Raw genomic sequence first — 19,035 nt, forward strand, 5'->3', positions numbered from 1 at the left:
CGGGGCATCGGCATTACACCCCTGGAGCGCAGGGCATTTCGCTACGATTTCCCTGCCGGAGCGGTCGATCGGCGACGAATGCGGGGTAGGTCGGGTCGGTTCAGGGGAGGTCGTCGGTGGGATTCGCACGGTGCGGCGCGGTTGTGGGAGTGGCGCTTTCGGTTCTTCTGGCCATGCCGGTGCCGTCGGCGGCGTCGCCGGATGGGTTGCAGCCCTTACCTCCGGAGCAGGACTCGTTCTACTGGCCACCCGCCGATGCGATCGCGTCGAAACGGCCGGGCGAGATTCTCGCCGCGCGGCCGATCCAGATCGCCAACCAGCTCGGAGCGTCGCTGGATGCCGAGGCGTGGCAGGTGTCCTACCGGTCGAACAACAGCGCCGACCAGCCGATCGCCGCGGTCGCGACGCTGCTGAAACCGCGCATCGGAACCGGGAAGCTGGTGTCGCTGCACCCCGCTGAGGACTCAACGGGGCTGTTCTGCGCGCCGTCGTATACGGTGCGCCGCTCGGCGCAGGCGGGGTTGCTGGACGGCCAGATCGATCCGCTGCGCGGCGCGGCGGCGCTGCTGGCGCAGGGGTGGAGCGTCGTGGTTCCCGACCATCAGGGGCCGAACGCGGCGTTCGCCCATGGTCCGCTGGCCGCGCGGATCGCCTTGGACGGCATTCGCGCCGCGGAGCGTTTCGCTCCACTGGGGCTGGCAGGTGCGGACACCGAGGTGGCGATGTGGGGCTATTCCGGCGGATCGATCCCCACGCTGCACGGGGCGGAACTGCGCGCTGTCTACGCACCGGAGGTGAATCTTGTCGGCGTTGTCTCCGGCGGCACCGATGTCGATCTCGAGATCCTGTCCCGGGAGGCGAACAGAGGGCCCGGAGCCGGTCTGGTCGCGGCCGCGATCATCGGTCTCGCCCGCGAGGAACCGGAGTTGGACGCCTTCCTGCGCGCGAACGCCACCTCACGCGGCCGCGAACTGCTCGCGGCGAAGGACCGGATGTGCGTGCTGAAACAGGCCGTGACGGACCCATTTCTCGACATCGACAGCCTGGTGCAGGGCGGTCTGCTGCACACACCGATCATGCGGGATGTCTTCGCCCGCACCAGGATGGGCAAGTCGGTCCCCGACGCCCCGGTCTATCTCTACCACGCGGCCGCGGACTGGCTGGTACCCATCGGCCCGGCCGACGACCTCGCCGCCGCCTATTGCCAGGACCCCACCGCCCAGGTCACCTATATCCGCGACCACCTGAGCGAACACCTGACGCTGAACACGCTCGCCGAGCACAGCGTGGTCGCCTGGTTACGCGATCGGTTCACCCGGCTTCCCGCTGGAAGCGGTTGCACCACAGTGAACATCGCTTCCATAGCACTCGGCCGCTAGGCCCGCCGCGGGACTGGGTTGTCTCTCACGCTGAGCCGTCCGCGCTCATGTCCGGGTCGACGCGGCGTAGCGCTGAGGCCAGCCACGCGGTTCCCCGGTGCTCGACGGGCATCGCCGCCACTCCGTGCGTCGCTTCTCGAACCGCGTCGGCCGTGTGCCCCAGCAGCGCGAGGACGCCAGCACGCTGCACGGCCGCGAACCCAGGGGTCCACCAGTACATCGACTGCGGAGGGTCGTTCGCCGCCTCCGGCTCCGCTGCGGACAGTACCCTGCCCGCCTGTCGGGAATCCCCCCGCGCGGCCAGCAACTCGGCACGTCGCATTCGCCCGTAGGCCACGAGGGTGGGGTGCGCGCCCCGTACCGCCAGCGCGGCATCCGACAGGGCGATGACCTTGCCGTAATCTCCCGTACTCACAGTCACGTAACCCGTGAAGCCCAGGGCGTGCACCAGCCGGTCGGGGTCGCGGGATTCCTCCGCCAAATCTGTCGCCGTCCTCATGGTGGCCCGTGCGGCGGTATCGGCTCCGATCGCGTGCTCCAGCCATGCCCGGTACTGCACGACTTCAGACGCCAGGGCTGCGGCTTCGGTTCGTGCCGTACGTGCCTCCCTGGCAAAGGTTTCGGTCATGGCGGACATGCCGCGCACCGTCGGGAGTACCGTCACAGCCCCTGCCGCGTCCTCGATTCGGCGCATAGCCGACAGCATCGACGCCACATCGGCCAATGTCGTAGCGTCCACGCTGGCGGGTGAGCGCGCCACCGCAGTCAGTCGATCCAGGTCCGCGCCGAGCACTCGTTCGTAGGCGGCGACGACACCGGCAGGCACCGGGCGCTTACCGGACTCGATCAGCGATAGATACGCGGGACTGTAGTAGGTCCGTTCGGCCATGGCACGTAGCGAAATCCCCGCCGTCTCGCGAGTGGCACGCAGCAGCGAACCCGGTTCCACCATCTGCCCCCTCTCCGGCGCGGTAAACCTCTGTCAACAGCGTATCCGGGTCGGCTTGGGCCGAGCCCGCTTAGCGTGATTCTCGGCCCAGCCGCCGGGTGAACACCGTACCGGGAAGTGAACCCCCGCAACGCGATTCGTACCGCCGGCGGATGCTCACCAATACCAGAGGACACAGGCAGGGGGTCCAGATGGCTACCGGAACAGCAGCGGAAACAGCGGTACTGTCAGTTCTCGCGCCAGGCGGAATGCTCACCGCCACCCAGATCACGCAGCAGGCTCAGCTCACCGGATGGAGTGCCCGCCGTGCGATCGGTCAACTCGAAGGACGCGGGCTGATCATGTGCGTGCCCTACGCCTCCCGATGGTCCATCACCCCACGCGGACGTTCGGTGTGGGCTGCCAAAGGCGGCCGGTAGATGATCGGCGACGGATGGATCATGGTCGGCATCGCGGTCGCTGCGGGTCTGCCGCTGGCCGTGCTCATCGCGGTGGTGCTCTGGCCCGAACCCATCCCGAAGGGGCGGTCGGTGGAGGAGATCAGGCAGCGGATCGACGACGAGGATGAGGACCGGTCACCCTGACGCTGAACGCATCGCCAAATTGCAAGACCTCAGCTCAGGCCCGCGATCTTCCGGCAGCGCCATTCCAGGTAGTTGATCACCATCCAGAAGTCTTTGAACGCCGGGTTGGTGGTTTGCCCGTGGTGGTAGCGGTAGTAGATCTGCTGGGCGATGACGGCCAGGCGGAACAGGCCGAAGACCTCGTAGAACGGCCAGTTCTCGGCGGAGCGGCCGGTGCGTTCGCAGTAATGGTCGACGATCTGCGCGCGGGTCAGCATGCCGGGCAGGTGGCTCGGCTGGCGCCGGAAGGACAGCATGGCCTCGTCGTCGTCGGCCTGCACCCAGTAGGCCAGCGCGCCGCCGAGATCCATCAGCGGGTCGCCCAAGGTCGCCATCTCCCAGTCGAGTACGCCGACGATCGCGCCCGAGCCAGCCGGGTCGAGCACGAGATTGTCGAGACGGAAGTCGTTGTGGATGACGGTGGTCGCGACGTCCGGCGGCTGATTGTGATCCAGCCAGGCCATCACCGCCGCGAAATCGCTGACATTGTCGGTGCGCGCGTTGACGAAACGGCGCGACCAGCCCGAGACCTGGCGGCCGACGTAGCCCGCGCCCTTGCCGATTTCGCTGAGTCCCGCGGCTACGGGGTCCACCTCGTGCAGTTCGACCAGACAATCGAAAGCCGTGGTGGACAGTCGCCGCGCCTGATCGACGGACAGGCTCATCCCCTCCGGCAGGTCACCGCGCAGGATGGTGCCCGCCACACGCTCCATCACGTAGAACTCGCTGCCGATCACATCGGGGTCGATACACCGGGCGACCATCCGCGGCACGTACGGGTAGTGCGGGCGCAGCCGTTGCTGCACCAGGAACTCACGGCCCATGTCATGGGCGGAGGCGGCCTTCGTGCCGCTCGGTGGCCGTCGCAGGATCAGGTCGCGGTCCGGATAGCGCAGGAGATAGGTGAGATTCGACGCGCCACCGGAGAATTGGCGCACCTGCGGCGGACCGACGAGGTCGGGCACCTGCTCGGCGAGCCAGGCGTGCATGGCCGCAACGTCGAAGGCGTCCTCGGCGCGGACGGCACCGGCCTCGGGGGCGCTCACCGGTCGGTCCCGTACTTGCGTAGTTCCTGGCGGGCGATCACGCCGAGGTGTACTTCGTCGGGACCGTCGGCGAAGCGCAGCGACCGAATGCCCGCGAACGCGCGCGCCAGCGGGAAGTCATCGGAAAGTCCCGCGCCGCCGTGCAATTGGATCGCCATGTCGAGCACTTCCTGGGTCATCCTGGGCACGACCGCCTTGATCTGGGACACCTCGCTGCGCGCGCCCGCCAGGCCTTTCGTATCCAGCAGCCAGGCGGTGTGCAGGACGAGCAGCCTGGCCTGATTGATCGCCACGCGCGCGTTCGCGATGCGCTCCCGATTGCCGCCGAGATTGGCCAGCGGCTTGCCGAAGGCGGTGCGCGAGAGGCTGCGACGACAGGCCAGCTCGAGCGCGCGCTCGGCGAGGCCGATGGCGCGCATGCAGTGGTGGATGCGGCCGGGACCGAGGCGGCCCTGCGCGATCTCGAATCCCCGTCCCGGCCCGGCGATCACGGCGTCCAAGGGAAGCCGCACGTCGGTGAAGGTGACCTCGCCGTGCCCATAGGGTTCGTCCAGGTAGCCGAAGGTGCTGAGCATCCGCTCGATCCGCACGCCGGGCGTGTCGAGCGGGACCAGGACCATGGAGTGGCGCTGATAGGGGTGCGCCGCCGGGTTGGTGAGTCCCATGAAGATGACGAACGCGCAGTTCGGATGGCCGATGCCGGTGCTCCACCACTTGCGGCCGTTGAGCACGATCTCGTCGCCGTCCACCACGGCGGTCGCGGCCATGTTCGTCGCGTCCGAGGAGGCGACCTCGGGTTCGGTCATGCAGAACGCCGAGCGGATCGTGCCGTCCAGCAGCGGCCGCAGCCACTCCCTGCGCTGCTCCGCGCTGCCGTAATGCAGCAGGACCTCGGCGTTGCCGGTGTCGGGCGCGTTGCAGTTGAACACCTCCGACGCCCAGCCGGAGCCGCCCATCGCCTCGGCCATCGGCGCGTAGTCGACGTTGCTCAGACCCGCGCCGAATTCCGGATCGGGGAGGAAGAGGTTCCACAGTCCCGCCGCCCGCGCCTTCTGCTTGAGCTCTTCGACCACCGGCGGGACCGCCCACGGCGATTCCCGCAGGAAGGCCGCGTGCTCGGCCTCGCGCGGCTCGATCTCGTCGCGCACGAACTGCCGCACCTGGTCGGTGAGACGGACGGCTCGGTCGGAATGCGTGAAGTCCATACCCATCCTCGAGGCTGTGCTGAGCATTGCTCAACTCACGGTCGGGTCATTGGTAGCATATTGTTGAGCATTGCTCAATAGAGGGGGCGTGCTGAGGAACCATCGCGCAGCGCCTCATCGCGCCGACCGGGTGCGGGTGTTCCACAAGACGCAGGAGGCTGGATGACCGAGGTTGCCGCGGAGCCCGGCGGCCGTCGCTCGGCGCAGGACCGGCGCAGACAATTGATCGGGATCGGGCTGGGCATGCTGATCGACCGGCCCTGGCATCAGATCACCGTCGACGCGGTCGCGCAGCAGGCCGGTATCTCCCGCGGACTGCTCTTCCACTACTTCCCGACCAAGCAGGACTACTACGCGCAGCTCGTCCGAGCCGCGACCCAGCGATTCCTGCGCGCGACCGGTCCCGACCAGGACGCCGCCGACCCGCTCGCGTCGATGATCGCCAACTTCGTCGGCTACATGCGCAGGCGCAGGGGACCGCTGGTGGGATTGCTGCGTGCGGCGGGGCAGGACCCGGTGCTCGAGTCGGTCATGGAGCAGATGCACGACGAATTGACCGATCGTGTGTTCGCCGCGCTCGGGCGGGACGAGCCCACGACCGCCCAGCGTCTGGTGGTCCGGTCGTGGTGGGCGATGGCGGAAGATCTCACGGTGCAGTGGCTGGCCCGCGACGACGTCGACCAGGACGGGCTGGACCGGCTGCTGTTCGACACGCTGTCTCGGGTGCTGGATTCGGTGGACGCCGATCGCGCGGCGGGTCGGTGCTGATCGCTCGCGCATAGGGCGTCGTCGAAAATGCTCTGTCCGCATGGATGATCGGCGTGCAGGCGGCCCGATGCCGCCGAGGGGCGAATCTCGGCGGCACCGGCGTATCCGAGCGCCCCGGGGGGAGCGCACGCGCCGTCGCGAAGGAAAGCACGCCACCTCAGCATAGAGTGATCAATGGTTCGGCGCTCGGCTCGATGCGGAGGGTAGGCGGTCAGGGCAGACGCGTGTCATCCGCGGCACGCCGAATAGTTTTACGAGATGGCAAATGAATAGGTTTCGCCAGCAGCGGTGCATCGACTATGAATGGGGTGTGCCGTTGCCATTCGTGATCACTTGTCTGCCATCGACTCTCCCGTGCGGGGAGCGCTGATGGTCATCGAACATCCCATCGAGGACGAGGTTACACAGCTGGCGAGACGGGTCGAGAAGGCCCGTGGACGGCTCGCCTACCAGTTCGATCCCGCGCTGACCGAAGCGCTGTCGGAGGACGAACTGCATGCCGAACGTGAGCTCGCCGAACGGATTCGCACGCAGGAGCGCGGACAGCGCTGGAAAGAGGCGCAGGCCGCTGCCGCCGCCTCCGACCGGGCCAGGCAGACCACCGAAGCGATCGAAAAGGCCGACATGCGAGATCTCCTGCTCGCCCGCAAGGCGATTGCCGCGCAGCGACGCGAATCCAGCCCGCACGCCAAGCTGGCCTCGCTGTATCGGCATAGATCCTGGTCGCTGCGCGCGCTGGCCGGTGTCGTCGCGGCGGGCATGCTGTGGTCGGCGGTCAACGTCCAGCACAACATCGCGCCCGGCGGGCCGACCGATCCGCTGTACTGGTTCAGCTATCTGCTCGAAGGCATGATCAGCGTCTGCTTGATCATCATCATGATCGGCACCAACAAGGTGGCCGAGTGGGGTGTGGTCGACAACCGCCGCCAAGTCGCCGCGGCCGAAATGGCCCTGCTGACCCTGACGGTCACCCTGAACACCTACCCGTATCTACGCATCGGCGCCTGGTACGACGCCGCCGTGCACGCCATCGCGCCGGTGATGATCGGTGTCGCGCTGCTCATCCACGACGCCGCCAGCGCCCGCTACGGCCTGGCCATCGCCAGGGCCACCGAGCAGGTCCGCGAGCTCCCCGACCCGGCCGAGCAGATCCGGCTCACGCTGCCCAGGTATCGGATGCCGATCCCTCCGGAGGTGAGCGCGTCCGGCGTACCGCACGAGCAGCCGGTTCCCGACGAGTCTCCGTCGGCGCCACCGGTCGAGGAGGTGGCGGAGGCGGTCGTGGAGACCGAGGTCGAACCGGAACACCCGGCTCCGGTGCAGGCCGAGCCGAAGCGCGCCCCGGCTGAAACGCCCCGCAAGCCAGTGCTGCCCGAGACCATCGAGGCACTGGACGCGATGGAGAGCTTCGAGGTCCGCCCCGCGGCGACGGTGAAGGTCGCGAGCGCCGACGCCGCGGTGGTCGCCAAGAGTGGTGCCGCGACCAACGGCAAGAAGCCTGTCGCGGACAGCGAGCCTGTCGCGCCGACTCCGGTATCCCCGATCAAGTCCGACGACCGGCCGGTGTCACGGGTGCTCGCCGACGAACCCGCCGCGGCGAAGGTGGTCGTCCGGCAGGCGCAGACGCGTCCCTCGGTGGCCGAGACCGAAATCCCGACCGCCGCATTGCCGGAGATCGCGGCGACACGACGCCCGCTCGCCGACGCCAAGAGCGACATGCCCGCGGCCGACGCCAAGAACGGCAAGGACAGCGCCAAGTCCGACCTCGCGCAGCCGCCGACGGCCCGCACGCCGGACATCTACGACACCGGTTCGTTCCGCGTCGCTGACATCCTCGAGCAGGAACTCGCCGAATTGCAGGCAGAACGCCGCCGCGCCCGCACCAACCGGCAGCGGTCCGCCTCGACCGCGGGACGCGAATCCTGACGAGTCGCCTTCCGCGGCAACGATGCCCGTCGGCGCACGCTGCGCCGACGGGCATCGTTGTCTTGCACGCCAGCCATCCATCCAGGCGCACTGGGTTGAGCACTGGTGGCGAACCGGACGCGAGCTGTGGTGTGCTGCTGAGGCTTTTGGCGATTACCACGTCACGGCCTGCGTGCGCGTTCGCGACTCGGCTGCTGAGAGCAGATCTGCCCAGGGCAGCGTGGCACCGGAATCGTGGGGCGCGTGCGGCACGGTGGAGGCATGGCTCACGATGACAAGACCCCGTTGTTCAGCTGGCGGGCCCGGGAGCAACTGCTCAGCCGCCGCGTCCTGGTGTTGGACGGCCCGCTCGACGACGACAACGGCACGCTGCTGATGACGCAGCTGCTCACCCTCGCCGCGGAGGATCCGGAGACGGGCATCTCGCTGTGGATCCATTCCCCGGGCGGATCGGTTCCGTCGATGCTGGCCATCCGCGATGTGATGCGGTTGGTGCCGTGCGAGGTCTCCACGCTCGCCCTCGGATTGGCGTGCAGCGCAGGGCAATTCCTATTGTCGTCCGGCAGTCGGGGTCGGCGTTTCGCGTTGCCGCATGCCCGGGTGCTGATGCATCAGGGGTCGGCGGGGATCGGCGGCACCGCGGTCGACGTCGAAGTCCAGGCCGACGACCTGCGTCACACCGTGGACACGGTGCTCGGCATCATCGCCGAGGACACCGGGCAGCCGTTCGACCGGATCTACGAGGACTCCCTGCACGACCGCTGGTTCACCGCCGCGCAGGCCAAGGAGTACGGCTTCATCGACCACATCGTCGACTCGTTCGGACAGATCGTTCCGCAGCGGCAACGGATCGGAATCTCGGCATCATGAGTACCTACACCATTCCCAATGTGATCGCGCAGCATCCGCGCGGCGGCGAGCGGATCACCGACATCTACTCCCACCTGCTCGCCGAGCGGATCGTCTACCTCGGCACGCCGATCGACTCGGGCGTGGCCAACGCGCTCATCGCGCAGCTGCTGCACCTGGAATCGGAAAGCCCGGAGCAGGAGATCAACCTGTACATCAACTGTGAGGGCGGCGATCTCCCGTCGATGCTCGCGGTGTACGACACCATGCAGCACATCAAGTCCCCGGTGCAGACCACCTGCGTCGGCCAGGCCATCGCGGTCGGCGCCGTCCTGCTGGCGGGCGGGGAGCCCGGCCGCCGTGCCATGCTGCCGCACGCGCGGGTGGTGCTGCACCAGCCCGCCGCCCGCGGTCAGGGTGCGATACCCGATTTGATCCTGCAGGCCGACGAACTGGTGCGGATGCGCGCGGAGATCGAGTCGATCCTGTCGCGGCACACCGGCCAGTCGGCGGAGCGGCTGCGCCACGACACCGATCGCGACCGGGTCTTCACGGCGCAGGCGGCGGTCGACTACGGCCTCGTCGACCAGGTGCTCGGCGCCCGCGACTGATCAGGCCGCCAGCGCCATGAGCGTCGGCCCTGCGCTGGAACGCCGCGCGGGCCGACCGAGGAAGGCGACACGACGCTGGGCGCGCAGGTCATCGGCGACCTGTCCGATGAGCTCGCCCAGCGTAGTGCCGAGCGATCCGGCCAGAGCGGCGATCATCTCACTCGACGGCTCTTTGCGGCCCCGCTCCACCTCGGACAGGTACTGCGGGGAAATGCCCGCCCGCTTGGCGGTTTCCACCAGCGTCTCGCGCCGATCCTGGCGCAGCGCGCGCAAGTGTTCGCCGAGCGCCTCGCGCCAGAGCGGTTCCGGAGCCGTCCGCGGTTGCGGGTCCGGAATCCGGTCGTCGCGTCCTCCCGGGATCGAGTGAAGTCTCGGATGCTCGGTCATGGTGCGAGCGTACGGTCCCGGATCCACGGTCCGCGTGCCATTACGCTCAGGGCGTACGGGTTCCGGCGTGCCGCACGACCGCGGACGCCCCGATCGCAATGATCTGGTTCGGCGTGGTCCCTGCCGTTCGCGCGTCCGACCGAGGATGATAGGGAACCGTGCCGGAGAATCCGAAGGTGTCCGACCTCAAACCGCGCAGCCGCGACGTCACCGACGGCCTGGAGCGGGCGGCGGCCCGCGGGATGCTGCGCGCGGTCGGCATGGGCGACGACGATTGGGAGAAGCCGCAGATCGGGGTGGCCTCGTCGTGGAACGAGATCACCCCGTGCAATCTCTCGCTCGACCGGCTCGCCAGGGGATGCAAGGACGGCGTGTTCTCCGGTGGCGGCTTCCCCATGCAGTTCGGCACCATCTCGGTGTCCGACGGCATCTCCATGGGGCATGAGGGAATGCACTTCTCCCTGGTCTCACGCGAGGTGATCGCCGACAGCGTCGAGACGGTGATGCAGGCCGAGCGGCTCGACGGTGCGGTGCTGCTGGCCGGTTGCGACAAGTCGCTGCCCGGTATGCTCATGGCGGCGGCCAGGCTGAACCTGGCGAGCGTGTTCCTGTACGCGGGTTCGATCCTGCCCGGTATCGCGAAACTGTCCGACGGCAGCGAGCGCGAGGTGACGATCATCGACGCGTTCGAGGCGGTCGGCGCCTGCGCGCGCGGACTGATGAGCCGCGACGATGTGGACGCCATCGAGCGGGCCATCTGTCCGGGCGAGGGGGCCTGCGGCGGGATGTACACCGCCAACACCATGGCCAGTGCGGCCGAGGCGCTCGGCATGTCGTTGCCGGGCAGCGCGGCGCCGCCCGCGACCGACCGCCGCCGCGACGGCTACGCCCGGCGCAGCGGCGAGGCGGTGGTGGAGTTGATCCGGCAGGGGATCACCCCCTCCGACATCCTCACCAAACCCGCCTTCGAGAACGCGATCGCGGTGGTGATGGCCTTCGGCGGTTCCACCAATGCGGTGCTGCACCTGCTGGCGATCGCACACGAGGCGAACGTCGACTTGACGATCGATGATTTCGCCCGCATCGGTCGCCGGGTGCCGCACCTGGCCGACGTCAAACCTTTCGGCAGGCACGTGATGACCGACGTGGACCGGATCGGCGGCGTGCCGGTGCTGATGAAGACGCTGCTCGACGCCGGGCTGCTGCACGGCGACTGCCTGACCGTGACCGGCCGGACGGTCGCGGAGAACCTGGCCGACATCACCCCGCCGGACCCCGACGGCAAGGTGATCCGGGCCATGACGTCGCCGATGCACCCGACCGGCGGCATCACCATCCTCCGGGGTTCGCTCGCGCCCGACGGCGCCGTCGTCAAGTCGGCGGGCTTCGAATTCGATGTCTTCACCGGCACCGCACGGGTTTTCGACGGCGAGCGGGCCGCGATGGACGCCCTCGAAGACGGCACGATCTCGGCGGGAGACGTGGTGGTCATCCGGTACGAGGGCCCCAAGGGCGGTCCGGGCATGCGCGAGATGCTGGCCATCACCGCGGCCATCAAGGGCGCTGGCCTGGGCAAAGACGTCCTGCTCCTCACCGACGGACGGTTCTCCGGCGGCACCACCGGTCTGTGCGTCGGCCACGTCGCCCCCGAAGCCGTGGACGGCGGCCCGATCGCCTTCGTCCGCGACGGCGACCCCATCCGCCTCGACGTCGCCGCGGGAACCCTCGACCTCCAAGTCGACCCCGAAGAACTCGCCCGCCGCCGGGAGGGTTGGAAACCCTTGCCGCCCCGCTACACCCGCGGCGTCCTGGCGAAATACACCAAGCTGGTGGGCTCGGCATCGATCGGGGCGGTCTGCGACTGAGGGCACGGCATCCTGGCAAACATTTCGGCTACGCGGAACCCGAGAGCCCCGCGAGTCGGCGGGCTCCGAGGATCTCCTCGATCGCCTCGGGTGTGAGCAAGCCGAGTTCGATGGCGATCTCGGCGACGGATCGGCCGGTTTGCAATGCTTGTTTGGCGATGCGGGCGCTGGCGGCGTATCCGATGTAGGGGGTCAGAGCCGTCACGATGCCGACGGAGCGCCGCACGCCCTGCTCGAGATGGTCGCGATTGGGGGTGATGCCCGCGACGCACTTGGTCGCCAAGGTGTCGACCGCGGCGGTCAGATGAGTGGTCGTGCGCAGCATGCCGTAGGCGATGATCGGTTCGAACGCGTTGAGCTGGAACTGCCCCGCTTCGGCGGCCATGGTGACGGTCAGGTCGTTGCCGATGGCCTCGAAGGCGACTTGGTTGACGATCTCCGGAATGACCGGATTGACCTTCCCCGGCATGATCGATGACCCGGCCTGCACCGGCGGCAGATTGATCTCGCCGAATCCCGTTGTCGGACCGGACGACATCAACCGCAGGTCGTTGCACGTCTTGGACAGTTTGACCGCGACCCGCTTGACGATGCCGGAGACCTGAACGAAGGCGCCGCAGTCCTGGGTGGCCTCGATCAGGTTGGCCGCGGGTGTGACGAGTTCGCCGGTGAGCTCGGCGAGGTGGGCGCAGGCCAGCGCGGGGTAGCTGGGATGGCCGTTGATTCCGGTGCCGATCGCGGTGCCGCCGAGGTTGCTCTCGCACAGCAGGGCGATGCCCTCCTCGAGCCGGTCGCAGTCCTCGCCCACCATGACCGCGAACGTGCCGAATTCCTGTCCGAGGGTCATGGGCACGGCGTCTTGCAGCTGGGTGCGGCCCATTTTGATGACGTCGGCGAATTCGTCCGCCTTGGCGCCGAACGCGTCCGCGAGCCGCCGGAGCGCCGCGACCAGTTCCCGGATGTGCCGCACCACGGCGAGCCGGACCGCGGTCGGGTACACGTCGTTGGTGGATTGGCCGAGGTTGACGTGGTCGAGCGGGTCCAGTTCGGTGTAGGTCCCGCGGTCGTGGCCGAGCAACTCCAGCGCCCGGTTGGCGATGACCTCGTTGGCGTTCATGTTCGTCGAGGTTCCCGCGCCGCCTTGGATCGGGTCGATCGGAAACTGGTCGTGCAGCGCGCCGCCCCTGATCTCCGCGCAGGCCGATTCGATCGCGTCGGCGCGGCGAGCGTCCAGGATGCCCAGTTCTCGGTTGGCGCGGCAGGCGGCCTGCTTGACCGTGGCGAGCGCGACGACGAGCGCGGGGTAACGCCCGATGCTGTCGCCGGTGATGGCGAAATTGTCCAGCGCGCGTGCGGTGTGGATGCCCCAGTAGGCGTCGCCGGGCACGGTGCGCGTGCCGAGCGAGTCTCGTTCGGTTCGGGTGCTCTCGATCATCATCGGCTCCGGGCGGTCAGGGCGTCTTCGCGGGTTACCAGGGGCGGCGCGGCGGGGTTCGACAGCTCGCCGAGCATGTTGGTCGTCATCCAGTCCCGCAGTTGCCCGCCGGAGAATCCGAGGTCGACGAGGTAGGCCAGTTTGGCGAGCGCCGCCTCCCTGGTCATGTCGCCTCCGCTGATCACACCCGCGTCCAGCAGGGCCCGTCCAGGCAGGTATCGCTCCAGATCGACCGAACCGCTGTCACATTGGCTGATCACGACGACCGGCGTTCCACGCCGCGTTGCCGCCCGGATCGTCTCGATGACGTCGGCTCCGTGCGGCATCGTGCCCGAGCCGTAGCATTCGAGGACCATTCCACCGGGATACTGCCGAATCGCCGCGCCCAGCAGGTCGGCGTGCAGGCCGGGAAAGACGGTGAGCAGCCCCACCGGAAGGCGGGTCGCCGTACTGTGCCGACGCGGTAGCAATGCCGCGGGGGACAGGGGTGGCGTGAATTCCCGAACGGTGGTGAAGGCGTCGTAGTCGTCACACGCGCGTTTGCTGGCCCGCACGGCGGGGTGCAAAGCCGAGCCGAACGCGATGTAGGTTCCCGGACGCGGTTGTGCGCCAATGGAATCCAGTGCGAGATGCAAGTTGCGTTGTGCATCGCTGCCGGGATGACCAAGGGGTATCTGGGCGCCGGTCAGCACCACGGGCACAGCGAGATCGCGCAGTTCGAACGCCACGCGGGCGCCGACATAGGCCATGGTGTCGGTGCCGTGAATGACGACCACACCGTCCGGGCGCTCCGATTCGACGCGGTACCGCACCCACTCCGCGATCCGGAAGGCGGTGCCCGAGTCGGCGGCGCCGCTGTCGATGACGCGGTCGAATTCGGCGTACCGGACCTCGACCGACCGGCCCGTCACCTCCTCGTATCGGGCAATGGCCTCGGCGATTTCGGCGCCGATTCCCGAACGCGGTCCCATACCGGCGCCCTGGTCGGCCATTCCGAACGTGCCGCCGGTGTAGAGGACGTTGACCCGCAATGCCACGGGATGTGTTGTTCCGCGAGTCATCATGCGCTCCGCGTCCCCTCAGCGGCGTCCGGCCGATCCATCGGGGCGAGCACGTCCGGATCGAGGCGGCCCCTGATCCGGAACCATCCCGCGACCATGGCCGCGACGACGACGGTGAACACCGCGAGTGTGATCCGCCCGATCTCGTCGTCGAAGAACATCAGCGCGACGACACCGGCCAGGAACACGAGGGTCAGGATGTTGAGCACCGGAGCGAACGGAAGCCGGAAGGCCGGTCGGCGGTACTCGCCGCGCTGGGACTTCCGCACGAATATCCAGTGACAGATCATGATCGAAGCCCAGGTCCCGACGATGCCGAGCCCGGCAAGGTTCAGCACGATCTCGAACGCTTTCTGCGGTACGAGCAGATTCAGCACGACACCGGCGATGCCCACCGAACTGGTGATCAGGATTCCGCCGTACGGAACGCCATGGCGATTCATCCGGGCGGCGAAGCGTGGCGCCGCCCCGGCGACGGCCATCGACCGCAGGGTGCGACCGGTCGCGTAGAGACCCGCGTTCAGGCTGGACATCGCGGCGGTCAGCACGACCAGGTTCATGACATCGCCCGCGTGCGGGATGCCGATGGAGCTCATCACGGTGACGAAGGGGCTCTCGCTGGCCGAGTACGCCGTCCACGGCAGCAGCAGCGTGAACAGCACCACCGAGCCCGCGTAGAACAGGATGATCCGCCACATGATCGAGTTGACGGCCCTCGGGACCACGGCGGCGGGGTTGTCGGACTCGCCGGCGGCCACGCCGATCATCTCGGTCCCGCCGAACGCGAAGACCACACCGAGCGCGATGGTGAGCATCGGAGCGAGGCCGTGCGGGAAGAAACCGCCGTTGTCGGTGATGGTCGAGAAGCCGGGGACATTGCCGTCGACCGGTGTCCCGGTGACGAGGAACACCACGGCCAGCAGCATGAAGGCGACGATCGTGCCGACCTTGATCAGCGCGAACCAGAACTCGAACTCGCCGAACAGGCGCACCGACACCACGTTGAGCCCGACGACGACCGCCAGCGCGATCAGCGCGAGCACCCACTGCGGTATCGGTACGAACGGGGACCAGAAGTGCGCGTACAGCGCCACGGCGGTGATGTCGGCGACCAAGGTGGTGGACCAATTCAGGAAGTACAGCCAGCCGACGGAATAGGCGCCGCGCTCGCCGAGGAATTCGCGGGCGTAGGAGACGAACGCCCCGGATGACGGCCGGTACATCACCAGCTCGCCGAGCGCGCGCACCACCATGAAGGTGAAGACGCCGCACACGATGTAGACGATGGCCAGCGACGGCCCGGCCAGCGCCATGCGGCCGCTGGCCCCGAGGAAGAGCCCGGTGCCGATGGAGCCGCCGATCGCGATCATCTGCATATGGCGCTTGCGTAGCTGCTTCTGGTAGCCGACGTCGCCGATGTCGAGCTTCGCCGCTGGTGTTGAGGTGGCTGGCCGGGCCGACAGTTCGTCGTGGTGCGTCATGGAAACCTTCCTTGGGCCGAATCCAGCCTGCGTGGCAGCGACCGCCCGAGATAGGTATGGCTGCCATGCGGTCAGGCTGTAAGACAGGTTGCACAGTAACGCGGGTCACATCGCCTGTCAACGTCGATCTCGGCACGAACACGCTGGACCCGGCGTTTTGACGCCCTATCGGCGGATCTCCATACTTGGTCACGTGACAGTCGAAGAAGGCCGGGTGCACCGCATCGGCGCCACGGAAGCGGTCTTTCGTCGGCTGAAGGAGCTGATCCAGAGCGGCGAATACGCGGTAGGCGACCGCTTGCCCGCCGAGCTCGCCTTGGCCCAACAGTTCGGCGTCAGCCGTCCGGTGGTGCGGGAGGCGCTGCACGCCTGCGCGACCCTGGGCCTCACCGAAACGCACACCGGCCGGGGAACTTTCGTCGTCTCCAAGAAGGAGAGCCCGCAGCTGACGTTCGCCGGTGTCGACGCAGGCGATCTGATCGAGGCCCGCCAGCTCATCGAGATCCCCACCGCGGGGTTCGCGGCGCAACGCCGCACGCCGGACCAGCTGCTGCGGCTCTTCGAACTGCTCGACAAACTGGCGGCGGCCACCGACGCCCGTGAGTGGGTCCGTTACGACGGCGAGTTGCACACCGCGATCGCGGCCGCCAGCGGAAACAAGATGCTGACCGCGGTGGTCGCCGATACCCGCCGCGCGCTGGACCCCCAGTCGGAATTCCTCAACCTGACCCAGGACCGCCGCGCCGACTCCGACCGGGAACACGAGGCCATCGTCCGCGCCATCGAGGCGGGCTCACCCGAGGCCGCGCGTCAAGCGATGGCCGACCACCTGGAACGGGTGGCGGAGACGATAGCCCGCATCGGCGGGTAGGCGCGGCGGCGCGGGACTACTGCGCGGCAGCGCGAACGATCAGATCGCTGACCACCTCCGGCCGGGAAACCGCTACCGCGTGCGAGGCGGAGACCTCGACGATCTCCGCGCCGGCGCGGTCGGCCATGAACCGCTGAGCTTGCACCGGAATGTTCTTGTCCTCGGTGGTGACCAGCGCGAACGTCGGGACGTCCCGCCACGCCGCCGCGGTCGCCGGTTGTTGCAAGGCGTCGAGGGCGACCGGCCGCTGGGTCGCGGCCATCAGCTCGGCGGTGGGTGCGGGCACGTCGGCGGCGAACTGCTGATGGAATTCCTCCTGCCGGATGTAGAGCTCGGTGCCGGTGCCGCCGCCGGGGAGCGGATAGGACGCGGGCCGGGTGGTCGGTCCGAGGGTGGATCCGGGGAACTTGTCGGTCAGCTGGAGGGCGCTCTCACCCTTGTCGGGAATGAAGGCGGCAATGTAGACCAACGCCTTGACGCCGGGTTTCGCCGCGGCCGCGACCGTGATGACGCTCCCGCCGTAGGAGTGGCCGACCAGGACGCACGGTCCTTCGATGCCGTCGAGGACCGCCGCGACGTAGGCGGCGTCGCTGTCGAGGCCGCGCAGCGGGTTGGCCGCCGCGATCACGGGATGCCCTTGCGCGCGTAACCGTTCGACGACCCCGTTCCAGCTGGAGGAGTCGGCGAAGGCGCCGTGCACCAGCACGATGGTGGGCGCGACGGCAGGATCGGTGCTCACGAGTGTGGTTCCTTCGAATTCGATGATCGGTACGGATCGGGTCGGGTCAGGCCGGATACAGCGCGGCCCGCAGCGTCGCGACAGCTTGCGCCACCGCGGCTTTGGCCGCGTGGGTGTCGTGCAACGAGTTGACCATCACGAAGTCGTGGACGATCCCGCCGTAGCGCACCTGGGTGACCGGGACGCCCGCGGCGCGCAGCTTGCCCGCGAAGGCCTCGCCCTCGTCGCGCAGCACGTCGGCTTCGGCGGTGATGACCAGCGCGGGCGGAAGCCCGGCCAGCTGCTCGGTGGTTGCCCGCAGTGGCGACGCGGTGATCTGCGCGCGGTCCTCCGGGCTGGTGGTGTACTGGTCCCAGAACCACTTCATGCCTTCGCGAGTGAGGAAGTACCCCTCGGCGAACTGCTGGTAGGAGCCGGTATCGAAGCTGGCGTCGGTCACCGGATAGAACAGCACCTGCTGGACGAACGAGACATCTCCGCGCTCCTTCGCCATCAGCGTCAACGCGATGGCCATGTTGCCGCCGACCGAGTCGCCCGCGATCGCGATCCGGGACGAGTCGAGACCTTTCTCCGCGCCATCGGTGGTGACCCACTGGGCGACCCGGTAGGACTGCTCGTTGGCCACCGGGTAGCGCACGTCCGGCGACCGGTCGTATTCAGGAAACACCACGGCCGCGTGCGCGCCGACGGCGAGATCACGGACCAGGCGGTCGTGGGTGTGCGCGTCGCCGAACACCCACCCCGCGCCGTGGGTGTAGACGATCACCGGCAGTGTTCCGGTGACGCCCTGCGGCTTGACGATCCGGACCCGCACCGAGCCGGTCGGCCCGCCCTCGACGGTGATCCACTCCTCGTCGACCTCGGGCTTGAAGATCGGCGAGTCCTGGACCGCGTCCACGGCCTTGCGTCCCTCTTCGGGCGGGAGCTGGTAGAGGAACGGCGGCTGCGCGGTCGCGTCGACGAACTCCTGCGCCGCCTGCTCGAGCGAGATACCCAGCGGATTTCCTGACATGACGGTTCCTTTTCTTATCGGAAGGTGGGCAGTGGTGGTGAAAAGTGCGGCCGCTCAGGCGGATTCGGTGATCGCGCCGGTGATCACGGCCGCGACATCGTCGGGGTGGGTCTGCATCACAAGGTGCGGTCCGTCGATCTCGACGACCGCCCGCAGCCCGGCTCGCTGATAGCCGAAACGTTCGACGTCCGGGTTGATGGTGCGGTCGGCGCTGGACACGATGCCCCAGCCCGGCTTCGTCTTCCATGCGGCCGCCGAGGCGGGCTCGTTGAACGCGATCGCCGACAACGGCCGCTGCGAGACCGCGAGGACCCTCGCCTTCGCGGGATCGAGGCCCGCCGCGAATATCTCGGGGAAGGCGTCGATGTCGACCGAGACGTCCGTGCCGGGCTCGCCGCCCTCGACCGGGTAGGGCGCGTAGACGAGGTTCGCCGCGAGGTCGGATTCCGGGAATCCGCCCTGGAGTTGTCCCAGGCTCTCGCCTTCTTCCAGGGCGTAGCCGGACACATAGACGAGCCCGACGACATTCTCGGTGACACCGGCGACGGTGATGACGGCTCCGCCGTACGAGTGCCCGGCCAGCAGCACCGGTCCGTCGATCTGCTCCACGAATGAACGGATGTAGGCCGCATCGGCGGACAGACTGCGGTTGAAGACCGGTGGGACGACAACGTGGTGGCCTTGGTCGAGCAACCGCTCGGTCACCGGGTACCAGCTCGAGGCATCGGCGAAGGCGCCGTGCACGAGAACGATGGTCGGACTTGCCACGGAGGACATGAGTTCCTTTCTGCGGGGGAGGCGCACTGCGCTGTGCCCGAGTCAGCTTCG

Annotated in this window: 19 protein-coding genes; 9 read left to right on the plus strand and 10 right to left on the minus strand. The window is 68.3% G+C overall.

Annotated elements, in window-relative coordinates; all coding sequences use genetic code 11:
- Positions 1 to 116 precede the first annotated feature (116 nt).
- On the plus strand, positions 117 to 1,379 hold the full coding sequence (locus ON34_RS06035; RefSeq protein WP_040775424.1) for a lipase family protein: 1,263 nt from the start codon (positions 117 to 119) through the stop codon (positions 1,377 to 1,379).
- A gap of 25 nt (positions 1,380 to 1,404) precedes the next feature.
- Here the strand turns inward: ON34_RS06035 and ON34_RS06040 are convergent, their stop codons facing one another.
- The gene (locus tag ON34_RS06040; RefSeq protein WP_040775244.1) at positions 1,405 to 2,331 is read right to left on the minus strand and encodes a helix-turn-helix domain-containing protein; all 927 of its coding nucleotides are present in this window, start codon (positions 2,329 to 2,331) and stop codon (positions 1,405 to 1,407) included.
- A gap of 188 nt (positions 2,332 to 2,519) precedes the next feature.
- Here ON34_RS06040 and ON34_RS35810 point away from each other — a divergent pair, with 188 nt between their 5' ends.
- Positions 2,520 to 2,747 carry a hypothetical protein gene (locus tag ON34_RS35810; RefSeq protein ID WP_157172186.1) on the plus strand — a complete coding sequence of 76 codons (228 nt, stop codon included), beginning with the start codon at positions 2,520 to 2,522 and terminating at the stop codon, positions 2,745 to 2,747.
- Complete coding sequence (locus ON34_RS35815; protein ID WP_157172187.1) at positions 2,748 to 2,912, plus strand: hypothetical protein; 165 nt, start codon at positions 2,748 to 2,750, stop codon at positions 2,910 to 2,912. It abuts the gene before it with no gap.
- 29 nt (positions 2,913 to 2,941) lie between these two features.
- Here ON34_RS35815 and ON34_RS06045 read toward each other — a convergent pair whose 3' ends face one another.
- Together ON34_RS06045 and ON34_RS06050 are read right to left on the minus strand one after the other, a co-directional pair.
- Positions 2,942 to 3,997, minus strand: a complete 1,056-nt coding sequence (locus ON34_RS06045) for a phosphotransferase family protein (protein ID WP_040775246.1) — start codon at positions 3,995 to 3,997, stop codon at positions 2,942 to 2,944.
- A complete protein-coding gene (locus ON34_RS06050) occupies positions 3,994 to 5,202 on the minus strand; it encodes an acyl-CoA dehydrogenase family protein (RefSeq protein ID WP_040775249.1) in 1,209 nt (402 codons plus the stop codon). The genes ON34_RS06045 and ON34_RS06050 overlap by 4 nt, the downstream gene beginning before the upstream one ends.
- A 162-nt stretch (positions 5,203 to 5,364) precedes the next feature.
- Here ON34_RS06050 and ON34_RS06055 point away from each other — a divergent pair, with 162 nt between their 5' ends.
- From ON34_RS06055 to ON34_RS06070, 4 genes are all read left to right on the plus strand, one after another.
- Positions 5,365 to 5,970, plus strand: coding sequence for a TetR/AcrR family transcriptional regulator (locus ON34_RS06055; RefSeq protein WP_040775251.1), 606 nt, complete (start codon positions 5,365 to 5,367; stop codon positions 5,968 to 5,970).
- Positions 5,971 to 6,339: 369 nt separating this feature from the next.
- Positions 6,340 to 7,896, plus strand: coding sequence for a hypothetical protein (locus tag ON34_RS06060; protein ID WP_040775252.1), 1,557 nt, complete (start codon positions 6,340 to 6,342; stop codon positions 7,894 to 7,896).
- Positions 7,897 to 8,157: 261 nt separating this feature from the next.
- Positions 8,158 to 8,766, plus strand: a complete 609-nt coding sequence (locus ON34_RS06065; RefSeq protein ID WP_040775254.1) for a ClpP family protease — start codon at positions 8,158 to 8,160, stop codon at positions 8,764 to 8,766.
- Positions 8,763 to 9,356 (plus strand): ClpP family protease, encoded by a 594-nt coding sequence (locus tag ON34_RS06070; protein ID WP_040775257.1) that lies wholly within the window; start codon positions 8,763 to 8,765, stop codon positions 9,354 to 9,356. Before ON34_RS06065 ends, ON34_RS06070 begins: the two co-directional genes overlap by 4 nt.
- On the opposite strand, the gene ON34_RS06075 is transcribed toward ON34_RS06070, so the two are convergent.
- A complete protein-coding gene (locus ON34_RS06075; protein ID WP_083889174.1) occupies positions 9,357 to 9,743 on the minus strand; it encodes a helix-turn-helix domain-containing protein in 387 nt (128 codons plus the stop codon).
- A gap of 176 nt (positions 9,744 to 9,919) precedes the next feature.
- On the opposite strand from ON34_RS06075, the gene ilvD reads away from it, so the two are divergent.
- Positions 9,920 to 11,608, plus strand: coding sequence for a dihydroxy-acid dehydratase (gene ilvD, locus ON34_RS06080; RefSeq protein WP_373291872.1), 1,689 nt, complete (start codon positions 9,920 to 9,922; stop codon positions 11,606 to 11,608).
- Between the two features lie 28 nt (positions 11,609 to 11,636).
- On the opposite strand, the gene ON34_RS06085 is transcribed toward ilvD, so the two are convergent.
- The 3 genes from ON34_RS06085 to ON34_RS06095 are packed head-to-tail and all read right to left on the minus strand — an operon-like array spanning position 11,637 to position 15,585.
- Positions 11,637 to 13,043 carry an aspartate ammonia-lyase gene (locus tag ON34_RS06085; protein WP_040775261.1) on the minus strand — a complete coding sequence of 469 codons (1,407 nt, stop codon included), beginning with the start codon at positions 13,041 to 13,043 and terminating at the stop codon, positions 11,637 to 11,639.
- Entirely contained in the window at positions 13,043 to 14,104 is a 1,062-nt protein-coding gene (locus ON34_RS06090) for an asparaginase domain-containing protein (protein WP_051022189.1), read from the minus strand. The genes ON34_RS06085 and ON34_RS06090 overlap by 1 nt, the downstream gene beginning before the upstream one ends.
- Positions 14,104 to 15,585, minus strand: a complete 1,482-nt coding sequence (locus tag ON34_RS06095; protein ID WP_040775264.1) for an amino acid permease — start codon at positions 15,583 to 15,585, stop codon at positions 14,104 to 14,106. Before ON34_RS06095 ends, ON34_RS06090 begins: the two co-directional genes overlap by 1 nt.
- A 193-nt stretch (positions 15,586 to 15,778) precedes the next feature.
- On the opposite strand from ON34_RS06095, the gene ON34_RS06100 reads away from it, so the two are divergent.
- On the plus strand, positions 15,779 to 16,456 hold the full coding sequence (locus ON34_RS06100) for a FadR/GntR family transcriptional regulator (RefSeq protein WP_218003851.1): 678 nt from the start codon (positions 15,779 to 15,781) through the stop codon (positions 16,454 to 16,456).
- A 16-nt stretch (positions 16,457 to 16,472) separates the two neighbouring features.
- Here ON34_RS06100 and ON34_RS06105 read toward each other — a convergent pair whose 3' ends face one another.
- Genes ON34_RS06105 through ON34_RS06115 form a run of 3 tightly spaced genes read right to left on the minus strand, consistent with a single transcriptional unit; the run spans position 16,473 to position 18,975 of the window.
- Positions 16,473 to 17,195 (minus strand): alpha/beta fold hydrolase, encoded by a 723-nt coding sequence (locus ON34_RS06105; protein ID WP_040775267.1) that lies wholly within the window; start codon positions 17,193 to 17,195, stop codon positions 16,473 to 16,475.
- Positions 17,196 to 17,241: 46 nt separating this feature from the next.
- On the minus strand, positions 17,242 to 18,207 hold the full coding sequence (locus ON34_RS06110) for an alpha/beta hydrolase (protein ID WP_040775269.1): 966 nt from the start codon (positions 18,205 to 18,207) through the stop codon (positions 17,242 to 17,244).
- A gap of 54 nt (positions 18,208 to 18,261) precedes the next feature.
- A complete protein-coding gene (locus ON34_RS06115; RefSeq protein WP_040775435.1) occupies positions 18,262 to 18,975 on the minus strand; it encodes an alpha/beta fold hydrolase in 714 nt (237 codons plus the stop codon).
- Positions 18,976 to 19,035: the final 60 nt, after the last annotated feature.

Origin of the sequence: Nocardia pneumoniae NBRC 100136 (assembly GCF_000308755.1) — a bacterium.
In the GTDB taxonomy this organism is placed as follows: Bacteria; Actinomycetota; Actinomycetes; order Mycobacteriales; family Mycobacteriaceae; genus Nocardia; species Nocardia pneumoniae.